This is a genomic window from Paenibacillus eucommiae, from assembly GCF_017874215.1.
GTDB classification, from domain to species: Bacteria; Bacillota; Bacilli; order Paenibacillales; family NBRC-103111; genus Paenibacillus_AI; species Paenibacillus_AI eucommiae.
Genome location: NZ_JAGGLB010000045.1, coordinates 1 through 18,445, shown reverse-complemented (window position 1 = coordinate 18,445; position 18,445 = coordinate 1). Strand labels below are relative to the sequence as shown.

The following is an 18,445-nucleotide window of genomic DNA, read 5'->3' as shown; positions in this document are numbered from 1 at the left end:
GGATGAATAGAATTATCCGGAATACCGGTTTTTATTTACTTATATTTTTGGTTACTGTGGGTATAGTTCATTTTATTAGCACCCAGAACGACCAAAAGGATGTAATTTCCTACGACAAGTTCCGCCAAGCAGTCTTGAATAAGAATGTCGAATCCGTAGCCTTGAAGTTTGACGGATACACCTATTTAGTCAATGGTAAATACCTCAATCCCCCAAGTGCCGACAAGAAGAACTTTGTGACACATGCTCCTTTTGACACAAGGGTTATCGGGCTTATTGAGGCCAATGCCGTACCAACGGAAATTTATGAGAAAATGGAGACTGACAGCGTTTGGATCAGCTTCCTTACCTCCATTATTCCGTTTGTTATTATCTTCATTCTGTTCTTCTTCCTGCTTAATCAGGCTCAAGGTGGCGGCGGCAAAGTGATGAACTTTGGTAAGAGCCGCGCCAGATTATATAATGAAGAGAAGAAGCGCGTTACCTTCGAGGATGTAGCGGGCGCGGATGAAGAGAAGCAGGAACTTATAGAGGTCGTTGAATTCTTGAAGGACCCTCGTAAGTTTGCAGCTGTAGGCGCAAGAATTCCTAAGGGTGTGCTTCTAGTAGGTCCTCCAGGAACAGGTAAGACGCTGCTTGCAAGAGCGGTTGCTGGAGAAGCAGGAGTTCCATTCTTCAGTATCAGCGGCTCCGACTTCGTAGAAATGTTTGTCGGTGTTGGTGCGTCTCGTGTACGTGACTTGTTTGAGAATGCGAAGAAGAATTCGCCTTGTATCATTTTTATTGATGAGATCGATGCTGTTGGACGCCAACGTGGAGCCGGTTTAGGTGGCGGTCATGATGAGCGTGAGCAAACGCTCAATCAATTGCTTGTAGAGATGGATGGTTTCGGTGCTAACGAAGGTATTATTATCGTTGCAGCAACGAACCGCCCGGATATTCTTGATCCTGCGCTATTGCGTCCAGGCCGGTTTGACCGTCAGATTACTGTAGACCGTCCTGATGTTAAGGGCCGTGAAGCTGTGCTTAAGGTACATGCACGCAACAAGCCTTTGAACAAGGATGTGAAGCTGGAATCACTTTCCCGCTATACAATCGGATTTACTGGAGCCGATTTGGAGAACTTATTGAACGAAGCAGCTTTAATTGCTGCCCGTCGTAACCGCAAGGATATATCGATGAGTGAGGTTGAAGAAGCTTTTGACCGGATCGTTGTAGGTACTCAGAAGAAAAGCCGTGTTATCAGCGAGCGTGAGAAGCGGATTGTTGCTTACCACGAAGCAGGACACGCAATCATCGGATACTACGCCGAGAATGCGGACATGGTACATAAAGTCACAATCGTGCCAAGAGGACGTGCTGGCGGTTATGTAATGATGTTGCCTAAAGAAGGCGAAGACCGGATGATGCAAACTAAGAATGAGCTGTTGGATAAAATTACCGGACTGTTGGGTGGACGCGTTTCTGAAGAACTGTTTATCGGAGAAATTGGAACAGGTGCTTATAGTGATTTCCAGAAGGCTACGGGTATTGTACGTAGAATGATTATGGAATACGGGATGAGCGACAAGCTGGGACCTTTGCAATTCGGAAGCAGTCAGGGTCAGGTGTTCCTGGGTAGAGATATCGGGCATGAGCAGAACTATAGTGATGCGATTGCTTATGAGATTGATCAAGAGATGCAGAGCATTATCCGCAGCTGTTATGATCGGGCCAAGGAAATTCTTACCGAGCATGCGGATCAGATCCATCTGATTGCCAAGGTATTACTTGAAAAAGAAACACTTGATAAGGATGAAATCATTCATCTTCTTGAAAAGGGCTTTTTACAAGCTCCTGAAGAAGAAGTGAAAGTAACCATTCAAGGGCAAGATCAGGACAATGGCAGCAATAAGCTGAGCCTAGAAAAGAAAAGAAATCCTGAATCGGACAAAATCGAAGAGTAATTCCCATATAGTATGTAAATCCGGGTAGCACCTCTGGTGTACCCGGATTTTCTCTATTTTCCGGCTGATTTGAACATTGACAGGGGGGTTGAGGTTGTGTAAATTAGTTGTAAAACTTGTTTGTTTAAGGGGTCGTACATGTAACGAGATTTTACACAATTCACCAAGGAGGTGCCTCGGGTGGAAGCTCTAGCACTAGAAAGAAAAGCCGAACAGAACCGCGAATTGAAAGAACGGCTGCTTCAGCTGAAGAAGGAGCGCAACGCTATTATTTTGGCCCACTATTATCAACGGGACGAGATACAGGAAGTAGCTGATTTCCGTGGGGATTCGTTCCTGCTTGCCCAGAAGGCTGCACAAACTGACGCTGATGTCATTGTTTTCTGTGGTGTGCATTTTATGGGTGAAAGCGCCAAAATTCTGGCTCCGACCAAAAGGGTAATTATTCCCGATGAGCGGGCAGGCTGTCCAATGGCCGACATGGTCAATGTCGAAGGGCTTCGCGCATTAAAGAAGCAGCATCCTGGGGCTACAGTGGTTGCGTATATCAATACTTCAGCTGATGTAAAGTCGGAGACAGATATTTGCTGCACATCCGCTAATGCGGTAAAGGTGATAGAATCCGTTGAATCGGACGAAATCATCTGGGTTCCGGATAAAAATTTGGGAGATTATGTGTCAAAATTCACAAACAAAAAAATGATTATTTGGGAAGGCTACTGCAACACTCACGATATGTTGACCGTCAAAGATGTAGAAGAGATGAAGGCTCAGTATCCTAATGCCCAGTTTGTCGTTCATCCGGAATGCCGGCCGGAGGTTGCTAAACTAGGGGATTTCATCGGCAGCACTACTGCAATTATTAAATATTGCAAGGAATCGGATTGTCAGGAATTCATCGTGGGTACAGAGGACGGGACTGGTTATCAGCTGCGTCTGGACAGCCCCGACAAGAAGTTTCACTTTGCCACTAAGTACCTGGTTTGTCCAAACATGAAAGTGAATAACTTGAAAAAGGTAGTTCGCTGTTTGGAAACCATGCAGCCTGAAATATACGTTCCTACAGATGTGGCAGACAAAGCAAGACTATCCTTAGAGCGCATGCTACAAGTTAAGTAGCGTGCGCTACTCTCTTTTGTAAAGAACAGGTGACAATGCCATGATTCCCAGATATCTCGTAGATGTGGACCTCCATTCTATTCCTCACGTACATACAGATGTTATCGTGATCGGAGCGGGAATAGCAGGTCTATTCTCCGCGATCCAGGCCAGTGAAAGCAAGAAGGTTATAATGATTACGAAGAAGTCGCTGCTCGATAGCAATACCCGCTATGCACAGGGTGGGATTGCTGCAGTTATCTCGGATGAGGATCTGCCGGAATACCACAAGCAGGATACACTCATTGCGGGAGCGGGATTGTGTTCTCCTGATGCTGTTGATCTTCTTGTCCACGAAGGGCCCAATGGGGTTAACGATTTAATCCGGATGGGGACCAAATTCGATCTGGAAGATGGTGTATTTGCTTTAACCAAGGAAGGCGCACATAGTCAGCGTCGGATTTTGCATGCCCATGGCGATGCCACAGGTGCGGAAATTGTCAGAGCTCTTTCTGAGAGGACGAAGCTGGATCCTAATATTGAGCTATGGGATGACCATTTTGTGATTGATTTGGTTACGGATGATGGGGAATGCTATGGAGCGCTTGTGCAAAAGCCCGACGGGCAGAAGGTATTTGTCCGGGGAAATGCGACGATCCTATGCTCAGGAGGAGCGGGGCAGCTCTTTCGCTATACGACAAATCCAGACATTGCTACTGGTGATGGTATTGCCATTGCTTACCGGGCTGGAGCTCACATTCAGGATGTGGAGTTCATTCAGTTCCATCCAACTGCGCTTTGTTACCCGGGAGCGCCGCGGTTTCTAATTTCAGAGGCAGTAAGGGGCGAGGGCGCTTACCTGAGGAACATTAAAGGGGAGCGTTTCATGGAGAAATATCACCCTCAGCTTGAACTAGCTCCGCGGGATGTCGTAGCCAGAGCAATCGTCAGCGAAATGGAAAATACGAAGTCCACCTTTGTTTACATTGATATTACCCATGAGAAGGATGAACTCATTAAACATCGTTTTCCTACTATTTATGAATACTGTCTGAATTATGGCCTTGATCTATGCACGGACTGGGTCCCGGTTGCCCCGGCTGCTCATTATATGATGGGCGGAGTTAAAACCGATCTTTACGGAGAGACCAGCGTGCGCCGGCTGTTTGCCTGTGGAGAAGTAACCTCAACAGGTGTGCATGGCGCCAACCGGCTTGCCAGCAATTCTTTATCAGAAGCGATCGTGTTCGGCAGAAGAATTATCGAGCGTGTTATGAAGCTTCCTCCGCAGGACAAGCAGCCGCTGTTGAAGCAGATAACGAAGAAAATGAGCAATCCTAAACAAGCTGTTGTTGAAAAAAGATTAAAGCTGCAAAAGATCATGCTCCGTTATGTAGGACTCAAGCGGTCAGGAAAAGGATTGCAAAAAGGTCTGGAGGAGCTTTCCAGGCAGCTTCCCTTTTATGAAACTCATATGGCTAAGCGCGAGGAATACGAGTTCGCTAATTTGTTAACGTGCGCACTGCTGACAGCTAGGGCGGCTCTTGGCCGCGAGGAAAGTCGTGGAGGGCATTACCGCGAGGATTTCCCGGAACGGGACGACCTGCATTGGAAGAAGCATATTGTGTTCCAACGTGGGGAAGATAGGGTTGAGGAGTGGATTCTGGATGTTTGAGTGGAATGGAGAACTTGTACGCAAAAATATCAAGCTTTGGCTGGAAGAAGATATCGGCAGCGGCGATGTGACGACCATGACCACAATACCTTTAGATCAAAGATCTAAAGGTATTGTTCACGTTAAAGAAGATGGCATTGTCGCTGGCTTGCCAATTGCCGCGGCTGTATTTGCCGAAGTGGACCCGGATCTTTTATTTGAACCAAAAGTGCAGGAAGGAACGTCTGTTAAGAAAGGGGACATTCTTGCTGTTGTCGAAGGAAGCACGCGCAGCATCCTTCTCGGAGAGCGCCTGAGCTTGAATCTAATGCAGCGTTTATCCGGAATAGCCACTAGGACGAGGGAATATGTAGACGCCCTTGAAGGGCTCCCTACGCGCCTGGTAGACACTAGGAAAACAACGCCAGGACACCGGCTGCTGGAGAAGTATGCGGTTCGGGTCGGCGGCGGCTATAATCACCGGTTCGGTCTGTACGATGCCGTGATGATCAAAGACAACCACATCAAAGGCGCTGGCGGAATAGTCAAGGCGATTCAAGCGGCCCGCTCACAAATTCCTCACACCATGAAGATTGAGGTCGAAGTCGAGAATTTCACTCAGTTGAATGAAGCATTATCGGCAATGCCGGACATTATTATGCTGGACAATATGAGTCCGGAAGCGATGACCGAAGCTGTTGTGATAATTAAAAGCAAAGCGCCGCATATTGTAGTAGAGGGTTCGGGCTCAGTTACGCTGCAAACCATTAAAGCGCTGGCACAGACGGGTATTGACGTTATTTCTGTTGGCAGGTTAACTTATTCGGTCTCTGCTCTGGACATCAGCTTGGATCTTAACGAGCGGAAGGAGAGCGGATTGTGATCCTTGCGGTGGATGTGGGAAATACTAATATTGTACTGGGTCTCTACCGGGACAGGACGCTGCTTCACCATTGGAGAGTTAGCACGAACCGATCCGCTACTGTAGATGAATACGGAATGATGTTTCAAAATTTATTCGAGCATTCAGGGATTTCCTTCCAGCAGGTAGATGGCGTCATTATTTCTTCAGTAGTTCCTCCCTTAGTGTTTGTAATGGAGAACCTTTGTTTAAAATATATAAAGAAGACTGCTTTTATCGTGGGTCCTGGTATCAAAACGGGGCTTCATGTCAAGGTAGACAATCCCAAAGAGGTGGGGGCCGACCGAATCGTCAATGCGGTTGCTGCATTAGAGCTCTATGGGGCTCCTTGCATCATTGTTGATTTCGGCACGGCTAGTACCTATGATTACATCGATCCTTCCGGACACCTAGTTGGTTGCGCCATTGCGCCTGGGATTGGCATTTCTACGGAGGCTTTATATCAGAAGGCCGCCAAGCTGCCAAGAATAGAACTCATTAAGCCCAAAAGCGTCATTGGCCGCAACACCGTTTCTGCGATGCAGTCCGGCATCATATTCGGCTTTTCAGCACAAGTGGATGGAATCGTAAGCCGCATAAAGGCTGAGTTTGAAATAAGCCCGACGGTTATTGCTACCGGAGGATTAGCTGAGCTTATAGCAAGTGAATCGAAAATGATTCAAGTGGTAAATCCATTGCTTACTCTTCAGGGGCTGCAAATGATCTATGAGAAGAATGCATAAAGGATAGGTATAGGGGGCTTACATAACATGAATGATTATTTAGTTCGCGGTACTGCCCTGGAGGGAAAAGTCAGAGCTTTTGCAGTTATTTCAACTGCTATTACGGAAGAGTTAAGGCAGCGTCATGGAACTACACCAACGGCAACAGCGGCTTTAGGCAGAACAGTGGCAGCTGGATTGATGATGGGCGCTATGCTTAAGGGAGAAGAGAAGCTGACACTTCAGGTGAAAGGCGGAGGCCCTATCGGACAAATCGTGGTGGATGCCAATGCCAAGGGTGAAGTAAGAGGCTATGCTGATCATCCGGATGTGGATCTCCCACTTAAAGCTAGTGGCAAGCTGGACGTATCCGGTGCGGTGGGAACAGACGGCTTCCTGTATGTGGTCAAAGACCTTGGCTTAAAAGAACCTTACCGAGGCAGTGTTCCAATCCATTCGGGGGAGCTCGCTGAAGACTTTACCTACTATTTCGCCCAATCCGAACAAACGCCATCTGCAGTTGCCTTAGGGGTCCTGGTTGACATCGATTATACTGTGAAGGTAGCCGGAGGTTTTATTATCCAACTACTGCCTGGGCTGACTAATCGTGAGATCGGGGAGTTGGAGGAGGTTCTGGCAAAGCTTCCTTCTGTGACTTCATTGCTTGATAGCGGCAAAAACGTGGAACAAATTTTACAAAGTATTTTACCCTCCATTCAAATTATGGAAAAATCGGAAGTAAGCTTCCGCTGCAAGTGCTCCAGAGAACGGGTCGAAGCAGCGCTGCTTAGCCTGGGAGGGCAAGAGCTGCAAGAGATGCTGGATGAGGAAGGTTCAGCTGAAGTTGTGTGTCATTTTTGCAATGAAGCCTATCGCTTTGACAGTAATGACCTCCAAGGGATGATTAATCCTTCTTAGCCATCCAATGAATATCATTTTATAGATAAAGTAGGGGACAGGATGAGGAACGTTAAGCGATTGTGGGGAGTCATCGGCTGCTTGTCCGTGTGTATTCTCTTGCTCGCCATTCTGCTGATCGCCCGTTCCCCCATTCAACCAGAAACACCGGTTCCGTCAAGTTCGCCTGACCAGCAGAATGAGAAGAAAGACGAGCGAGTGATGGCTATTATCGGGAATCGCCAGATTACCCTGTCTGAGCTGCACACTGCTCTCGTAAGTCAATACGGAAGAGAATTGCTGGGGCAAATGGTGGATCGCGAAGCGGTGCATCTTGAAGGAATAGAAGCGGGCATTGAAATTACGGATGCTGAAATAGAACGTGAATTAAAACGTATGCAGCAAGGCTACGAGAGTGAGGAACAGTTCTACGAATCCATGAAGCAGCAGCTGGGAATGTCAGAGACAGCTTTAAAAGCAGATGTTCGTTATAAACTGCTGCTTGAACGAATTGCTACTAAGAATATTTTCATATCAGATGAGGAAGTTGACACCTATATTGCAGAACATTCCGATGAATTCAAACCGGATGTGGAACTGTATATTCAACAAATCATTTTGTCGAGCCGGGAGCAGGCCAACAAAGTTATAGCGGAGCTCAATAAAGGGGAGGATTTTGCCATTCTGGCGAGAGACCGTTCTCTAGATGATGCTACGGCTAACAATGGCGGCGAGCTGGGATGGGTACTTGAAGATGATCCTTTCGTTATGGATGCTGTTATGAATGCGGCTAAGCAGCTTGAAGTGAATGAATTTAGCAAGCCTATTGCTATCGAACAAGGGTTCCTCATCGTCAGGCTTAAGGACCGCAAGACCGTTCCTAATCCGGAAGCTCCCTTTGTTCGTGAAAATGTGAGGAGAGAGCTGGCGCTGCATGATGCCCTTCCGTTGAAAGATATTGTGGTCCAGCTGCGTAATAAGTGGAATGCTGACATCAAGGACCCGGAAATGAAATAGTCATATTTTTCCGTTGACTGATCATTTTCTGGTTGACAACCAAGGCACGCCTTGATAAGATGAGTGTATTAATGCCGACTAAAACACTCGGGAATTATACCTTTATGTATTCGGGAGGGAAAGAATTATGGCAAGATTAGTTCAAAGCATCACTCAGTTAATTGGGGATACTCCTCTAGTTCGTTTAAATCGGGTAGTTCCGGAAGGCAGCGCGGAAATATATGTGAAACTGGAATATCAGAATCCTGGATCCAGTGTAAAAGACCGTATTGCTATTAGCATGATTGAAGTAGCTGAGCAAGAAGGCAAGATTAAGCCTGGCGATACAATTGTTGAGCCTACGAGCGGTAATACAGGAATCGGGCTAGCACTGGTAGCAGCTGCTAAGGGATACAAAGCGATCCTTGTAATGCCGGAAACCATGAGCTTGGAAAGACGCAACCTGCTGCGTGCTTATGGGGCGCAGCTGGTGCTGACACCAGGAGCGGAGGGAATGAAAGGGGCGATTCGTCGTGCGGAGGAGCTTCAAGCGGAAAATCCTTCCTATTTCATCCCACAGCAGTTCAAGAACCAAGCCAATGTAAAAATCCATCGTGAAACTACTGGCCCTGAAATTGTAGAGGCAATTAATGCTCACGACGGCAAGCTGGATGCCTTCATTTCCGGAATCGGAACAGGCGGAACCATTACAGGTGCAGGAAGCGTTCTGAAAGAAAACTTCCCAGGCATCAAAATTTATGCGATTGAGCCCGCAGCTTCCCCGGTTTTATCCGGCGGAAAGCCAGGACCTCACAAAATTCAAGGTATCGGTGCAGGCTTTGTACCTGACATCCTGAATACCGATATTTACGACGAAGTCATTACTGTTGAAAATGATGATGCTTTCGAAACTGCGCGCCGCGTAGCTAAAGAAGAAGGAATCCTGAGCGGTATTTCTTCAGGAGCAGCTATTTTCGCAGCACTGAAGGTAGCTAAGGAACTGGGAGCCGGCAAGCGTGTTGTAGCCATCATCCCAAGCAACGGCGAGCGTTACCTGAGTACTCCGCTTTATCAATTCGACGAGCAATAAGAATCAGCTTGTTGCATGCTTTGTTCCAAGCTTTATTGCATGCTTTATTGCATGCTTTGCTGCATACCTTGTTTCATGTGAGGAAGCCCTTCAGCGTTCAAGCTGGGGGCTTTTTATTTGGGGGCTGTTGGAGTATACTAAGGAACAATAATATAAGGGGGGAGCCCCGGTGATCATTACAACTTTGGAGCATTGGCGGAGCTGGTCTTCAGCTTACACAATGCTCCCTTATGTCATTAAGCTTGAGCTGCAGGAGGATCGGGTTCATTCCTGGCAAGCTGCCTGGCAATCAGCATCCCCCGATTCCTTCGTTCTGGAGAGCGGCAAGGATGGACGCTACACATTTCTGGGGTTAAATCCAAGGTCAACCATCCGTGGGACTGGGGAAGAGGCGGAAATTTCCCAAGTGGATGAGATGCATGCCGCAGCCTTCTGCAAAACTGTCAGTGGCAAAGCCCTTCAGGTTGTGAAAGATTGGATGCTCCCATATCGGTCTCCCAAGGTAGAAGGGGCGCCTAAATTCCTGGGCGGCTGTGTGGGCTTCTGGGGATATGATGTCATCCGTTCTATTGAGAAGCTTCCCGATGTGGCGGATCGCGACCTGGACATTCCAGATTACAGCTTCGGCATGTATGACCAAATGTGGATTATCGATCATGAACAGAAGAATCTGTACGTGGCAGTTCATATGCCGCTGGCTTATACAGCATCATTAGATGAGCAGGAATTGCTTCAAAAATATGAGCAGGCGCAGTTAAAAGCGCAGGCAATGCTTCAAACTTGGCAGTATATTTGTTCCGGCACACAGAATGTCTATAAGGCTGGTCCCCTGTCTCAAACTGCGCATCCTATATCCAGGGATCAGTTGAACATTGACGTTGAAGCTATAAAGGGAATTGGCGCTGCGTTCAAGAAAGAGGATTTCATCCGCGCCGTAGAACAGATTCAATCCTATATAAGCGAAGGCGACGTTTTTCAGGTTAATCTTTCGGTGAGGCAAAGTCGGAAGCTGGAAACTTCACCTGAGGAAATATATGAGTCCTTAAGGTCTGTAAATCCGTCTCCCTACATGGGATTGCTGCGCTTCTCTGACTTTTCTCTAGTATCGGGCTCCCCGGAGCTGCTTGTCCAACTGGAGGATCGTATACTCAGAACCCGGCCGCTTGCCGGTACAAGGCCAAGGGGGCAGAATGAGCAGGAAGACAGGCAGCTAGCCGGAGAGCTGATTGATAACGAGAAAGAGCGCGCTGAGCATGTTATGCTGGTGGACCTGGAACGCAACGATCTTGGCCGCATAGCTAAATATGGAACCGTTAAAGTTAAGGACTTCATGGTTATCGAGTATTACTCTCATGTGATGCATATCGTATCAGAGGTCGTCGGAGAGCTGGGAGAAGACAAGGATGCCTATGATGTGATAGCCGCAGCCTTCCCTGGAGGAACGATAACTGGAGCTCCGAAAATAAGAACGATGGAAATCATTGAAGAGCTTGAGCCAGTCAGACGCGGCCCGTATACGGGCTCCATGGGCTGGATTGACTATAATGGCAATATGGAATTTAATATTATTATACGTACCTTGGTAGCTGCTCAGGGAGTGGGTTATATTCAAGCTGGAGCCGGCATTGTCATCGATTCGGTGCCTGATAAGGAATACACGGAGTCTTTGAACAAAGCAAAGGCGATGTGGAAAGCAATAGAACATAGTGAGCGCAGCATGAGCCGAGCATAGGGCTTGATGCAGCAAACGAAAGGGGAGCATTGAAATGATTCTGGTTGTCGATAATTATGATTCGTTTACCTACAATTTGGTGCAATATTTAGGAGAAATCGGGCAGCAGGTAGAGGTTCGCCGCAACGATGAAATCGATCTGGTCGGGATTGAAGATATGAAGCCTGATCATATACTTATTTCGCCAGGCCCTTGTACACCTAATGAAGCCGGCATCAGCCTTGCGCTGATCGAGCATTTCAAGGGGCGCATCCCCATTCTGGGCGTTTGCTTGGGTCATCAGGCTATAGGGCAAGCATTTGGCGGTGATGTGATCAAAGCAGAACGGCTTATGCACGGGAAAACATCCCCTATTTATCATGATGGCAAAACTTTATTCGAAGGACTGCCTTCTCCTTTTACGGCTACGCGTTATCATTCCCTGATTGTGAAGGCGGAGACCCTTCCGGAATGCTTGGAAGTCAGCGCCCGTACCGCAGAAGGCGAGATCATGGGACTTCGTCATAAAGAATATCTCATAGAAGGTGTACAGTTCCATCCAGAATCGATTATTACCGATCATGGGCACCAAATGCTCCGCAATTTTATCGCGCGGCAGGTGTTTCAAGGAGCCTAGGCTATGAAAATTAGCGTCAATGGCAGCATATATGAGGAACAGGAAGCCGTCGTATCTGTTTATGATCATGGTTTTTTGTATGGCTTGGGCTTATTCGAAACGTTCCGTACGTATGGAGGAGAGCCCTTTTTACTTTCAGAGCATCTCGCCCGCCTTGCGGAAGGCTGCGAGGAATTGGGTATTGAATTTCAGACGAGTGAACCGTATGTAAGGCAGCTTGCCACGCGTCTACTCCAAGAAAATCATTTGGAAGACGCATACTTTCGGTTTAGTGTTTCGGCTGGTGTAGACTTGCTAGGGCTTCCTGCCACGAGCTACAAGAATCCTACAGAGATTGTGTATGTCAAAGCACTGCCTAAAAGAGACGAGTCTGCCTATCTTAAAGGTAAACCGCTGCAGCTGCTCAAGCTTAGGAGGAACACTCCTGAAGGACCTTATCGCCTTAAATCCTTCCACTACATGAATAATATATTGGCCAAAAGGGAACTCCAAAGTTACGGCTGGGCTGCAGGGGCTGAAGGTTTGATGCTGACAGAACAAGGCTTTATTGCCGAGGGTATTGTCAGCAATTTATTTTTCATTAAGAATAACAGCTGCTGCACACCTTCCTTGGACACAGGGATTTTGCCTGGCATTACTAGAGCTTTTCTTTTAAAGCTGGCTGAACAGAGTGATTTTCACAGTAAACAGGGCTTATTCACTTGGGAAGATTTGCTGGCTGCTGATGAGATTTTTTTCGTGAATTCCATTCAGGAGATCGTGCCTGTAGTTAAGCTTTTCACACCGGACGGGGAGAGCATTCAAGTTGGAGACGGAGTTCCTGGTGAATGTACACGCAAATTGATGCAGCTTTATCAAAATAGCACTGGAAGTGGATTATGAAGCGCAAATTAGCATGCAGAGGTTATGAGCTTGAGCTGGGCAAGCGAACTTTGATTATGGGTATCTTGAATGTAACGCCTGACTCCTTTTCCGATGGAGGAGACTACGTGGATCCTGCTGCCGCTGTGTATAGAGCGAAGCAAATGGTCGAGGAAGGCGCAGATATTATCGATATCGGGGGAGAGTCCACGCGGCCGGGGGCGGCCAAGGTTACCCTCGAAGAAGAACTGCAGCGGGTTATTCCTGTGATTCAGGCTGTTAGCCGGGAAGTGAATGTTCCGATATCCGTGGACACTTACAAAGGTGAGGTGGCAAGACAGGCACTGGAAGCAGGGGCTCATATTCTAAATGATATATGGGGCGGCAAGGCGGAGTCTGCTTTGCTGCAAGCAGCTGTGGAGTGGGATTGTCCTCTTATATTGATGCACAATCGTTTGGATATGCAGTATGGAAGTTTTCTTGAGGATGTCATTGCCGATTTGCAGGAAAGCGTTACGCTGGCCATTCGGTCAGGTGTGCGACAAGATAATATTATTCTTGATCCAGGCATTGGATTCGCCAAAACGCTGGAGCATAATGTATGGCTGATGAATCATTTGGATACGCTTGTTAAGCTTGGCTATCCCGTTCTGCTGGGTACTTCGCGTAAAAGCATGATACAGAAGACACTGCAGCTACCTGCTGATGATGTCTTGGAAGGAACTGCTGCGACAGTGGCTCTAGGGATTGCCCAAGGCTGCGACATTATGCGCGTGCACGATGTGAAAGCAATGAAGCGGGTGGCTGTGATGACGGATGCTATCGTAAGATCAAATTTTCAAGGATAAAATAAAGGGGTTTAGCTGTTATGGATAAAATAGTGCTCACCCGTATGCAGTTTTTTGGAAATCACGGTGTTTTTCCTGAGGAAAACAAGCTTGGGCAGCGGTTTTATGTAGATGCAGAGCTCTTCCTTCCCCTGGACAAGCCAGGTCGTTCGGATGAGCTGGAGGATACTATCAATTACGCCGAAGCCTTCTTTTTAATACAAAAAATCGTCGAAGGGCGAACTTATAAATTACTTGAGGCTTTAGCGGAGAATATTGCATCTGAGCTTTTACTTACTTATACTAGTATCAGCGAAGTAACAGTTCGCGTTATTAAACCCCATCCGCCGTTCAACGTTCATTTTGACGGGGTGACTATTGAGATTCATCGAAAGCGGGCAATGTGAATGAATGCACAGCAGCATCAAGATACACTAGCTTATATAGCGCTAGGTTCCAATATAGAAAACCGTGAAAGTTATTTGCTGCAGGCTATAGCTGCATTAAACGATGATGCCAATATCAAGGTGAAGATGTGTTCCAGTATATATGAGACCGAGCCTGTCGGGTACCTGGAGCAGGCCCCGTTTCTGAACATGGTGATTGCGGTTGCTACCAGCCTCCCGGCTGATCAATTGCTTAAGACCATGCTTGCGATTGAGAGCCGCTTGGGCAGGATCCGTGATGTGCGGTTTGGACCCAGAACTATAGATCTGGATATGTTGTTTTTTGGCAATGAGCATATAGCTAGTGCAGACCTGATGATTCCACATCCGCGAATGTCCGAGAGGGCATTTGTGCTGGTTCCGTTAGCTGAAGTCTTACGTATGCAAGGTCTTACGATGGCTTCCATCTCGCAGCAGCTGGAGCAGGTGGAAGGAAAGGAGGGTGTCACCCTATGGAAAAAAGCACCGTAGCGCATCGCATTCGGGCATTCCGCAAATTAAAGGGACATACACAAAATGAGCTTGCTGATTTGCTTGGCATATCGATAGCAGTTCTTGGCTCTCTGGAGCGGGGAACGCGCACGCCGGACAGTAAAATTATTAATCAGATTTCGAATGTACTAGGCATCCAACCGGAAGAATTGTTAGCAGTCAAGGCTCAATGAAAGGAGAGAATGCCCAGTGTTGAAAATAGGAAATGTAGAGGCGCCTAACAAAGTAGTTCTTGCCCCGATGGCTGGAGTATGCAATCCGGCCTTCAGGCTTATAGCCAAGGAGTTTGGAACAGGACTTGTATGCGCTGAAATGGTGAGTGATAAAGCGATCGTTCATGGTAATACACGCAGTATGGAGATGCTTTATGTGGATGACCGTGAGAAGCCGTTAAGTTTGCAAATCTTTGGCGGCGACACAGATACGCTCGTGGAAGCGGCTAAAGTGGTGGACCGTTACACGAATGCTGATATTATCGACATCAATATGGGCTGCCCAGTTCCCAAAATCACCAAATGTGATGCGGGAGCACGCTGGCTGCTTCGCCCCGATAAGATCGAAGGGATGATAGCGGCAGTTGTAGCGGCTGTGAATAAACCGGTTACGGTTAAGATGAGAATTGGTTGGGATTCGGAGCATGTATATGCTGTTGAGAATGCCAAGGCGGTGGAAAGAGGCGGCGGAAGTGCAGTCAGTGTGCATGGCCGTACTCGTGAGCAATTGTATACGGGTAAGGCGGATTGGGATATAATCCGTGATGTGAAGCAAGCTGTCTCGATTCCCGTTATCGGGAACGGTGATATATTGACTCCTGAAGATGCCAAGCGGATGCTGGACCTGACAGGTGTGGACGGTGTGATGATAGGCCGTGGTGCTTTAGGCAATCCTTGGATGCTTTACCGCACGGTTCAATATCTGGAGCACGGTGAGCTTATGCCTGAGCCTTCGGCCTCAGAGAAGATCCGTATTGCCATTTTGCATATGGACCGTCTTATTGATCTTAAGGGAGAGCATGTTGCTGTAAGAGAAATGCGCAAGCATTTGTCTTGGTATCTGAAAGGCATGCAAGGGGCTGCCAGAATCAAGGATGTTATCATGGAATCCACGAAACGGGAAGAAATGGTTTCAATTTTGACTCAATATGTGGTGCAAATGGAAGAGCAATCTTTAGTTCCTGATGGTGAGGAATCGGTTGTTGTTCATTAATTGCAAAAAGGGCTTGGTAAAAGGCTTGTGCAGATTGACATTTCCATATCGTTGCCATATAATCAGTCAATATTAAGCTGCGAGGGTAATATAGTAAGTAATAGTGAATTCATACTGCTTTGAATCAGCACGTCTTGGAATCGGACAGAACTAGTGAGTATTGATTCAACGATATGAAAATTTTTCACACGACGGGAGATAGCAGGGAATGAGCGAAAAGGAAGTCATTCTGACGCAGCAAGGTTTGAGAAAGCTGGAGGATGAGCTTGAGCATCTGAAATCTGTAAAGCGGCGTGAAGTTGCGGAAAGAATCAAGGTTGCTATCGGATACGGAGATATTAGCGAAAATTCCGAGTACGAAGATGCCAAAAACGAACAAGCATTTATCGAAGGCCGCATTATGACACTTGAGAAGATGCTTCGTAACGCGCGTATCATTAACAACGACGATGTGAATACAGATACTGTAAGTGTAGGCTCTATTGTTACTTTGAAGGATTTGGAGTTTGGCGAGTTAGTTGAGTACAATATTGTAGGTACAGCTGAATCGGACCCTTTTCAAAATAAAATTTCCAATGAAAGCCCTGTAGGCAGAGCCATTCTTGGCAAGCAAAAGGGCGTTAACGTAGACGTTACCGTGCCCGCGGGCATTATCCAATATCAGATTATAGATATTAAGAAGTAAAGTGCAGCCGCTTATATTGGGAAAGCTTCCTTCGGGAAGCTTTTTTTATAACATAGGTCTTCAAAATTACTTGTCTCTTTATACAGCTGTGCAGTCTGAAACAAACTTTGTTAGGAGATGAAAGCATGAGTCAAGATCAGGAATTGAACGAATTGCTCGTTATCCGCAGGAATAAGCTGGACGAGCTCCGCTCACTCGGGATCGACCCTTTTGGCGGGAAATATGAAAGAACTCATTCGGCGAAAGAGATTCTGGATACTTATCAGGGACAAAGTCAGGAAGAGTTGGATGCAGCGGAGCCGCGTGTAAGCATTGCTGGAAGAATTATGCAGAAAAGAGGAATGGGGAAGGCTGGTTTTGCCCATCTTCAGGACCTTTCTGGAAAGATTCAAATTTATGTCAGGGAAGATGCGGTCGGAGAAAATCTGTACAAGGCTTTTAAAATTCTTGATTTAGGAGATATGATTGGCATAAAAGGGGTTGTTTTCCTGACGAAAACAGGTGAAACCTCGATTAAGGTCGATTCTCTTGAGGTTCTCACGAAATCGCTGCTCCCTCTTCCTGAGAAATTTCATGGTCTTAAGGATGTTGAGCTTCGTTATCGCCAGAGGTATGTTGATTTAATTATTAATAAGGATGTGCAAGAAACTTTTATTCTGCGTTCTAAGATCATCCAATCGATGCGCCGCTACCTGGATTCGCGTGGTTACTTAGAAGTAGAGACGCCTACACTGCACTCGATTGCGGGTGGAGCATCTGCACGTCCTTTCATTACTCATCATAATGCGCTCGATATGCAGCTCTACATGCGCATAGCTATCGAGCTTCATTTGAAGCGCCTGATCGTTGGAGGACTTGAGAAGGTATACGAAATTGGACGGGTATACAGGAATGAAGGTATTTCAACCCGGCACAATCCCGAATTCACCATGATTGAGCTTTATGAGGCGTATGCAGACTACAAAGATATTATGGAGCTCACTGAACAACTGGTTGCTCATATTGCACAAGAGGTGCTGGGTACAACGACTATTGCTTACCAAGAGCATGAGGTTAATCTTGCTCCGGGATGGCGCCGTGTCTCGATGGTCGAATCAATCAGGGAAGTGAAAGGTGTAGATTTCAGCGTTCAGATGACGGATGAGGAAGCGCACCGCCTGGCCAAGGAACATAGGGTTCCTGTAGAGCCTCATATGACCTTTGGCCACATTGTTAACCAATTTTTTGAGACCTTTGTTGAGGAAACGCTGATTCAGCCAACCTTTATTTATGGGCATCCACTGGAGATTTCACCACTTGCCAAGAAAAATCCGCTGGATCCCAGATTTACGGATCGGTTTGAGCTGTTTATAGTGGCTCGTGAGCATGCAAATGCCTTTACCGAGCTGAATGACCCTATTGATCAGAGGGAGCGTTTTGAGGCACAAATTGTTGAGCGTGAGCATGGGAATGATGAAGCACACGAGATGGACGAAGATTTCATCAGAGCGCTTGAATATGGAATGCCGCCTACAGGGGGGCTGGGTATTGGTATTGACCGGTTGGTTATGCTGCTTACTAATGCACCGTCGATTCGGGATGTTTTATTATTCCCGTTAATGCGTGAACGACAAGGCGAATAATATCAGCTAGTTATCCCTATTCAGACATGCTATGAACCTCTGTGAGCTGCATGTTTGAGTTGGGATGGCGGCTTGTAGTTTGGGCTCCGCAGCTGTAGCGATATGTACTTCGTTGCAGCAAGGGGGCGCTGCTGCGAGAGTGAACTCGTTATAAAGGAAAAAGGATTAGAAATTTTAAAATAAAAGCTTGCATTTTATTTAGTACCTGTGTTATATTAAAAAAGTCGCCGCTAAAACAAGCCCGACAGTAACAAAAATGAAAAATCGGTTAGTTTTTCCGGTCAAAACATTTTAGTTGCAAAAGAGAAATGAATATGGTATATTAGTCTTCCGGCTTTCGAGAGAGAGTTGGACAAGAAGTGAGACTGCTAGAGAAATTGCTCTTTGAAAACTGAACAACGAGTGAAGAAGAGATCGCCTGATGAGGCCTCAGATCCCAACGGAAATGAAGCGCACAAGTGATCACAAAAGTTTTAAAATGAGATGTAAATCTCGTCAGTTTCGAATTTTGAGCTGTTAAGCTTGAGAATAAAAAGTCGTGTGTTGCCTCGGCAGCATACGCAACTTTATTGGAGAGTTTGATCCTGGCTCAGGACGAACGCTGGCGGCGTGCCTAATACATGCAAGTCGAGCGGATTTGTTCCTTCGGGAACA

Annotated in this window: 18 protein-coding genes and 1 rRNA gene; all 19 read left to right on the top strand. The window is 46.8% G+C overall.

Features of this window, described 5'->3' with window-relative positions; genetic code table 11:
* Positions 1-2: 2 nt before the first annotated feature.
* Positions 3-1,946: an ATP-dependent zinc metalloprotease FtsH gene (ftsH, locus tag J2Z66_RS37535; protein WP_209978316.1), complete on the top strand. Its 1,944-nt coding sequence runs from the start codon at positions 3-5 to the stop codon at positions 1,944-1,946.
* Positions 1,947-2,126: 180 nt separating this feature from the next.
* Entirely contained in the window at positions 2,127-3,065 is a 939-nt protein-coding gene (nadA, locus tag J2Z66_RS37530) for a quinolinate synthase NadA (RefSeq protein ID WP_209978314.1), read from the top strand.
* 40 nt (positions 3,066-3,105) lie between these two features.
* Positions 3,106-4,719, top strand: coding sequence for an L-aspartate oxidase (nadB, locus tag J2Z66_RS37525; RefSeq protein WP_209978313.1), 1,614 nt, complete (start codon positions 3,106-3,108; stop codon positions 4,717-4,719).
* On the top strand, positions 4,712-5,581 hold the full coding sequence (gene nadC / locus J2Z66_RS37520; protein WP_209978311.1) for a carboxylating nicotinate-nucleotide diphosphorylase: 870 nt from the start codon (positions 4,712-4,714) through the stop codon (positions 5,579-5,581). The genes nadB and nadC overlap by 8 nt, the downstream gene beginning before the upstream one ends.
* Entirely contained in the window at positions 5,578-6,342 is a 765-nt protein-coding gene (locus tag J2Z66_RS37515) for a type III pantothenate kinase (RefSeq protein ID WP_209978309.1), read from the top strand. The genes nadC and J2Z66_RS37515 overlap by 4 nt, the downstream gene beginning before the upstream one ends.
* 27 nt (positions 6,343-6,369) lie before the next feature.
* The gene (hslO, locus tag J2Z66_RS37510; RefSeq protein ID WP_209978307.1) at positions 6,370-7,239 is read left to right on the top strand and encodes an Hsp33 family molecular chaperone HslO; all 870 of its coding nucleotides are present in this window, start codon (positions 6,370-6,372) and stop codon (positions 7,237-7,239) included.
* 42 nt (positions 7,240-7,281) lie between these two features.
* The gene (locus J2Z66_RS37505) at positions 7,282-8,235 is read left to right on the top strand and encodes a peptidylprolyl isomerase (RefSeq protein WP_209978305.1); all 954 of its coding nucleotides are present in this window, start codon (positions 7,282-7,284) and stop codon (positions 8,233-8,235) included.
* 127 nt (positions 8,236-8,362) lie between these two features.
* The gene (cysK, locus tag J2Z66_RS37500) at positions 8,363-9,304 is read left to right on the top strand and encodes a cysteine synthase A (protein ID WP_209978304.1); all 942 of its coding nucleotides are present in this window, start codon (positions 8,363-8,365) and stop codon (positions 9,302-9,304) included.
* A 169-nt stretch (positions 9,305-9,473) separates the two neighbouring features.
* Positions 9,474-11,036 carry an anthranilate synthase component I family protein gene (locus tag J2Z66_RS37495; protein ID WP_312894979.1) on the top strand — a complete coding sequence of 521 codons (1,563 nt, stop codon included), beginning with the start codon at positions 9,474-9,476 and terminating at the stop codon, positions 11,034-11,036.
* Positions 11,037-11,070: 34 nt separating this feature from the next.
* On the top strand, positions 11,071-11,652 hold the full coding sequence (gene pabA / locus J2Z66_RS37490; RefSeq protein ID WP_209978302.1) for an aminodeoxychorismate/anthranilate synthase component II: 582 nt from the start codon (positions 11,071-11,073) through the stop codon (positions 11,650-11,652).
* A 3-nt stretch (positions 11,653-11,655) separates the two neighbouring features.
* The gene (gene pabC / locus J2Z66_RS37485; RefSeq protein ID WP_209978300.1) at positions 11,656-12,534 is read left to right on the top strand and encodes an aminodeoxychorismate lyase; all 879 of its coding nucleotides are present in this window, start codon (positions 11,656-11,658) and stop codon (positions 12,532-12,534) included.
* Positions 12,531-13,361 (top strand): dihydropteroate synthase, encoded by an 831-nt coding sequence (folP, locus tag J2Z66_RS37480; RefSeq protein ID WP_209978298.1) that lies wholly within the window; start codon positions 12,531-12,533, stop codon positions 13,359-13,361. The genes pabC and folP overlap by 4 nt, the downstream gene beginning before the upstream one ends.
* A 20-nt stretch (positions 13,362-13,381) precedes the next feature.
* The gene (gene folB / locus J2Z66_RS37475) at positions 13,382-13,747 is read left to right on the top strand and encodes a dihydroneopterin aldolase (protein WP_209978296.1); all 366 of its coding nucleotides are present in this window, start codon (positions 13,382-13,384) and stop codon (positions 13,745-13,747) included.
* On the top strand, positions 13,748-14,257 hold the full coding sequence (gene folK, locus J2Z66_RS37470) for a 2-amino-4-hydroxy-6-hydroxymethyldihydropteridine diphosphokinase (protein ID WP_209978293.1): 510 nt from the start codon (positions 13,748-13,750) through the stop codon (positions 14,255-14,257).
* Positions 14,239-14,451 (top strand): helix-turn-helix domain-containing protein, encoded by a 213-nt coding sequence (locus J2Z66_RS37465; protein ID WP_209978291.1) that lies wholly within the window; start codon positions 14,239-14,241, stop codon positions 14,449-14,451. The genes folK and J2Z66_RS37465 overlap by 19 nt, the downstream gene beginning before the upstream one ends.
* 16 nt (positions 14,452-14,467) lie before the next feature.
* A complete protein-coding gene (gene dusB, locus J2Z66_RS37460; RefSeq protein WP_209978289.1) occupies positions 14,468-15,484 on the top strand; it encodes a tRNA dihydrouridine synthase DusB in 1,017 nt (338 codons plus the stop codon).
* A 208-nt stretch (positions 15,485-15,692) separates the two neighbouring features.
* Positions 15,693-16,169, top strand: a complete 477-nt coding sequence (gene greA / locus J2Z66_RS37455) for a transcription elongation factor GreA (protein WP_209978287.1) — start codon at positions 15,693-15,695, stop codon at positions 16,167-16,169.
* A 125-nt stretch (positions 16,170-16,294) separates the two neighbouring features.
* On the top strand, positions 16,295-17,791 hold the full coding sequence (lysS, locus tag J2Z66_RS37450) for a lysine--tRNA ligase (RefSeq protein WP_209978284.1): 1,497 nt from the start codon (positions 16,295-16,297) through the stop codon (positions 17,789-17,791).
* Between the two features lie 566 nt (positions 17,792-18,357).
* Positions 18,358-18,445: ribosomal RNA gene (locus tag J2Z66_RS37445) — 16S ribosomal RNA — on the top strand; the annotation flags it as partial.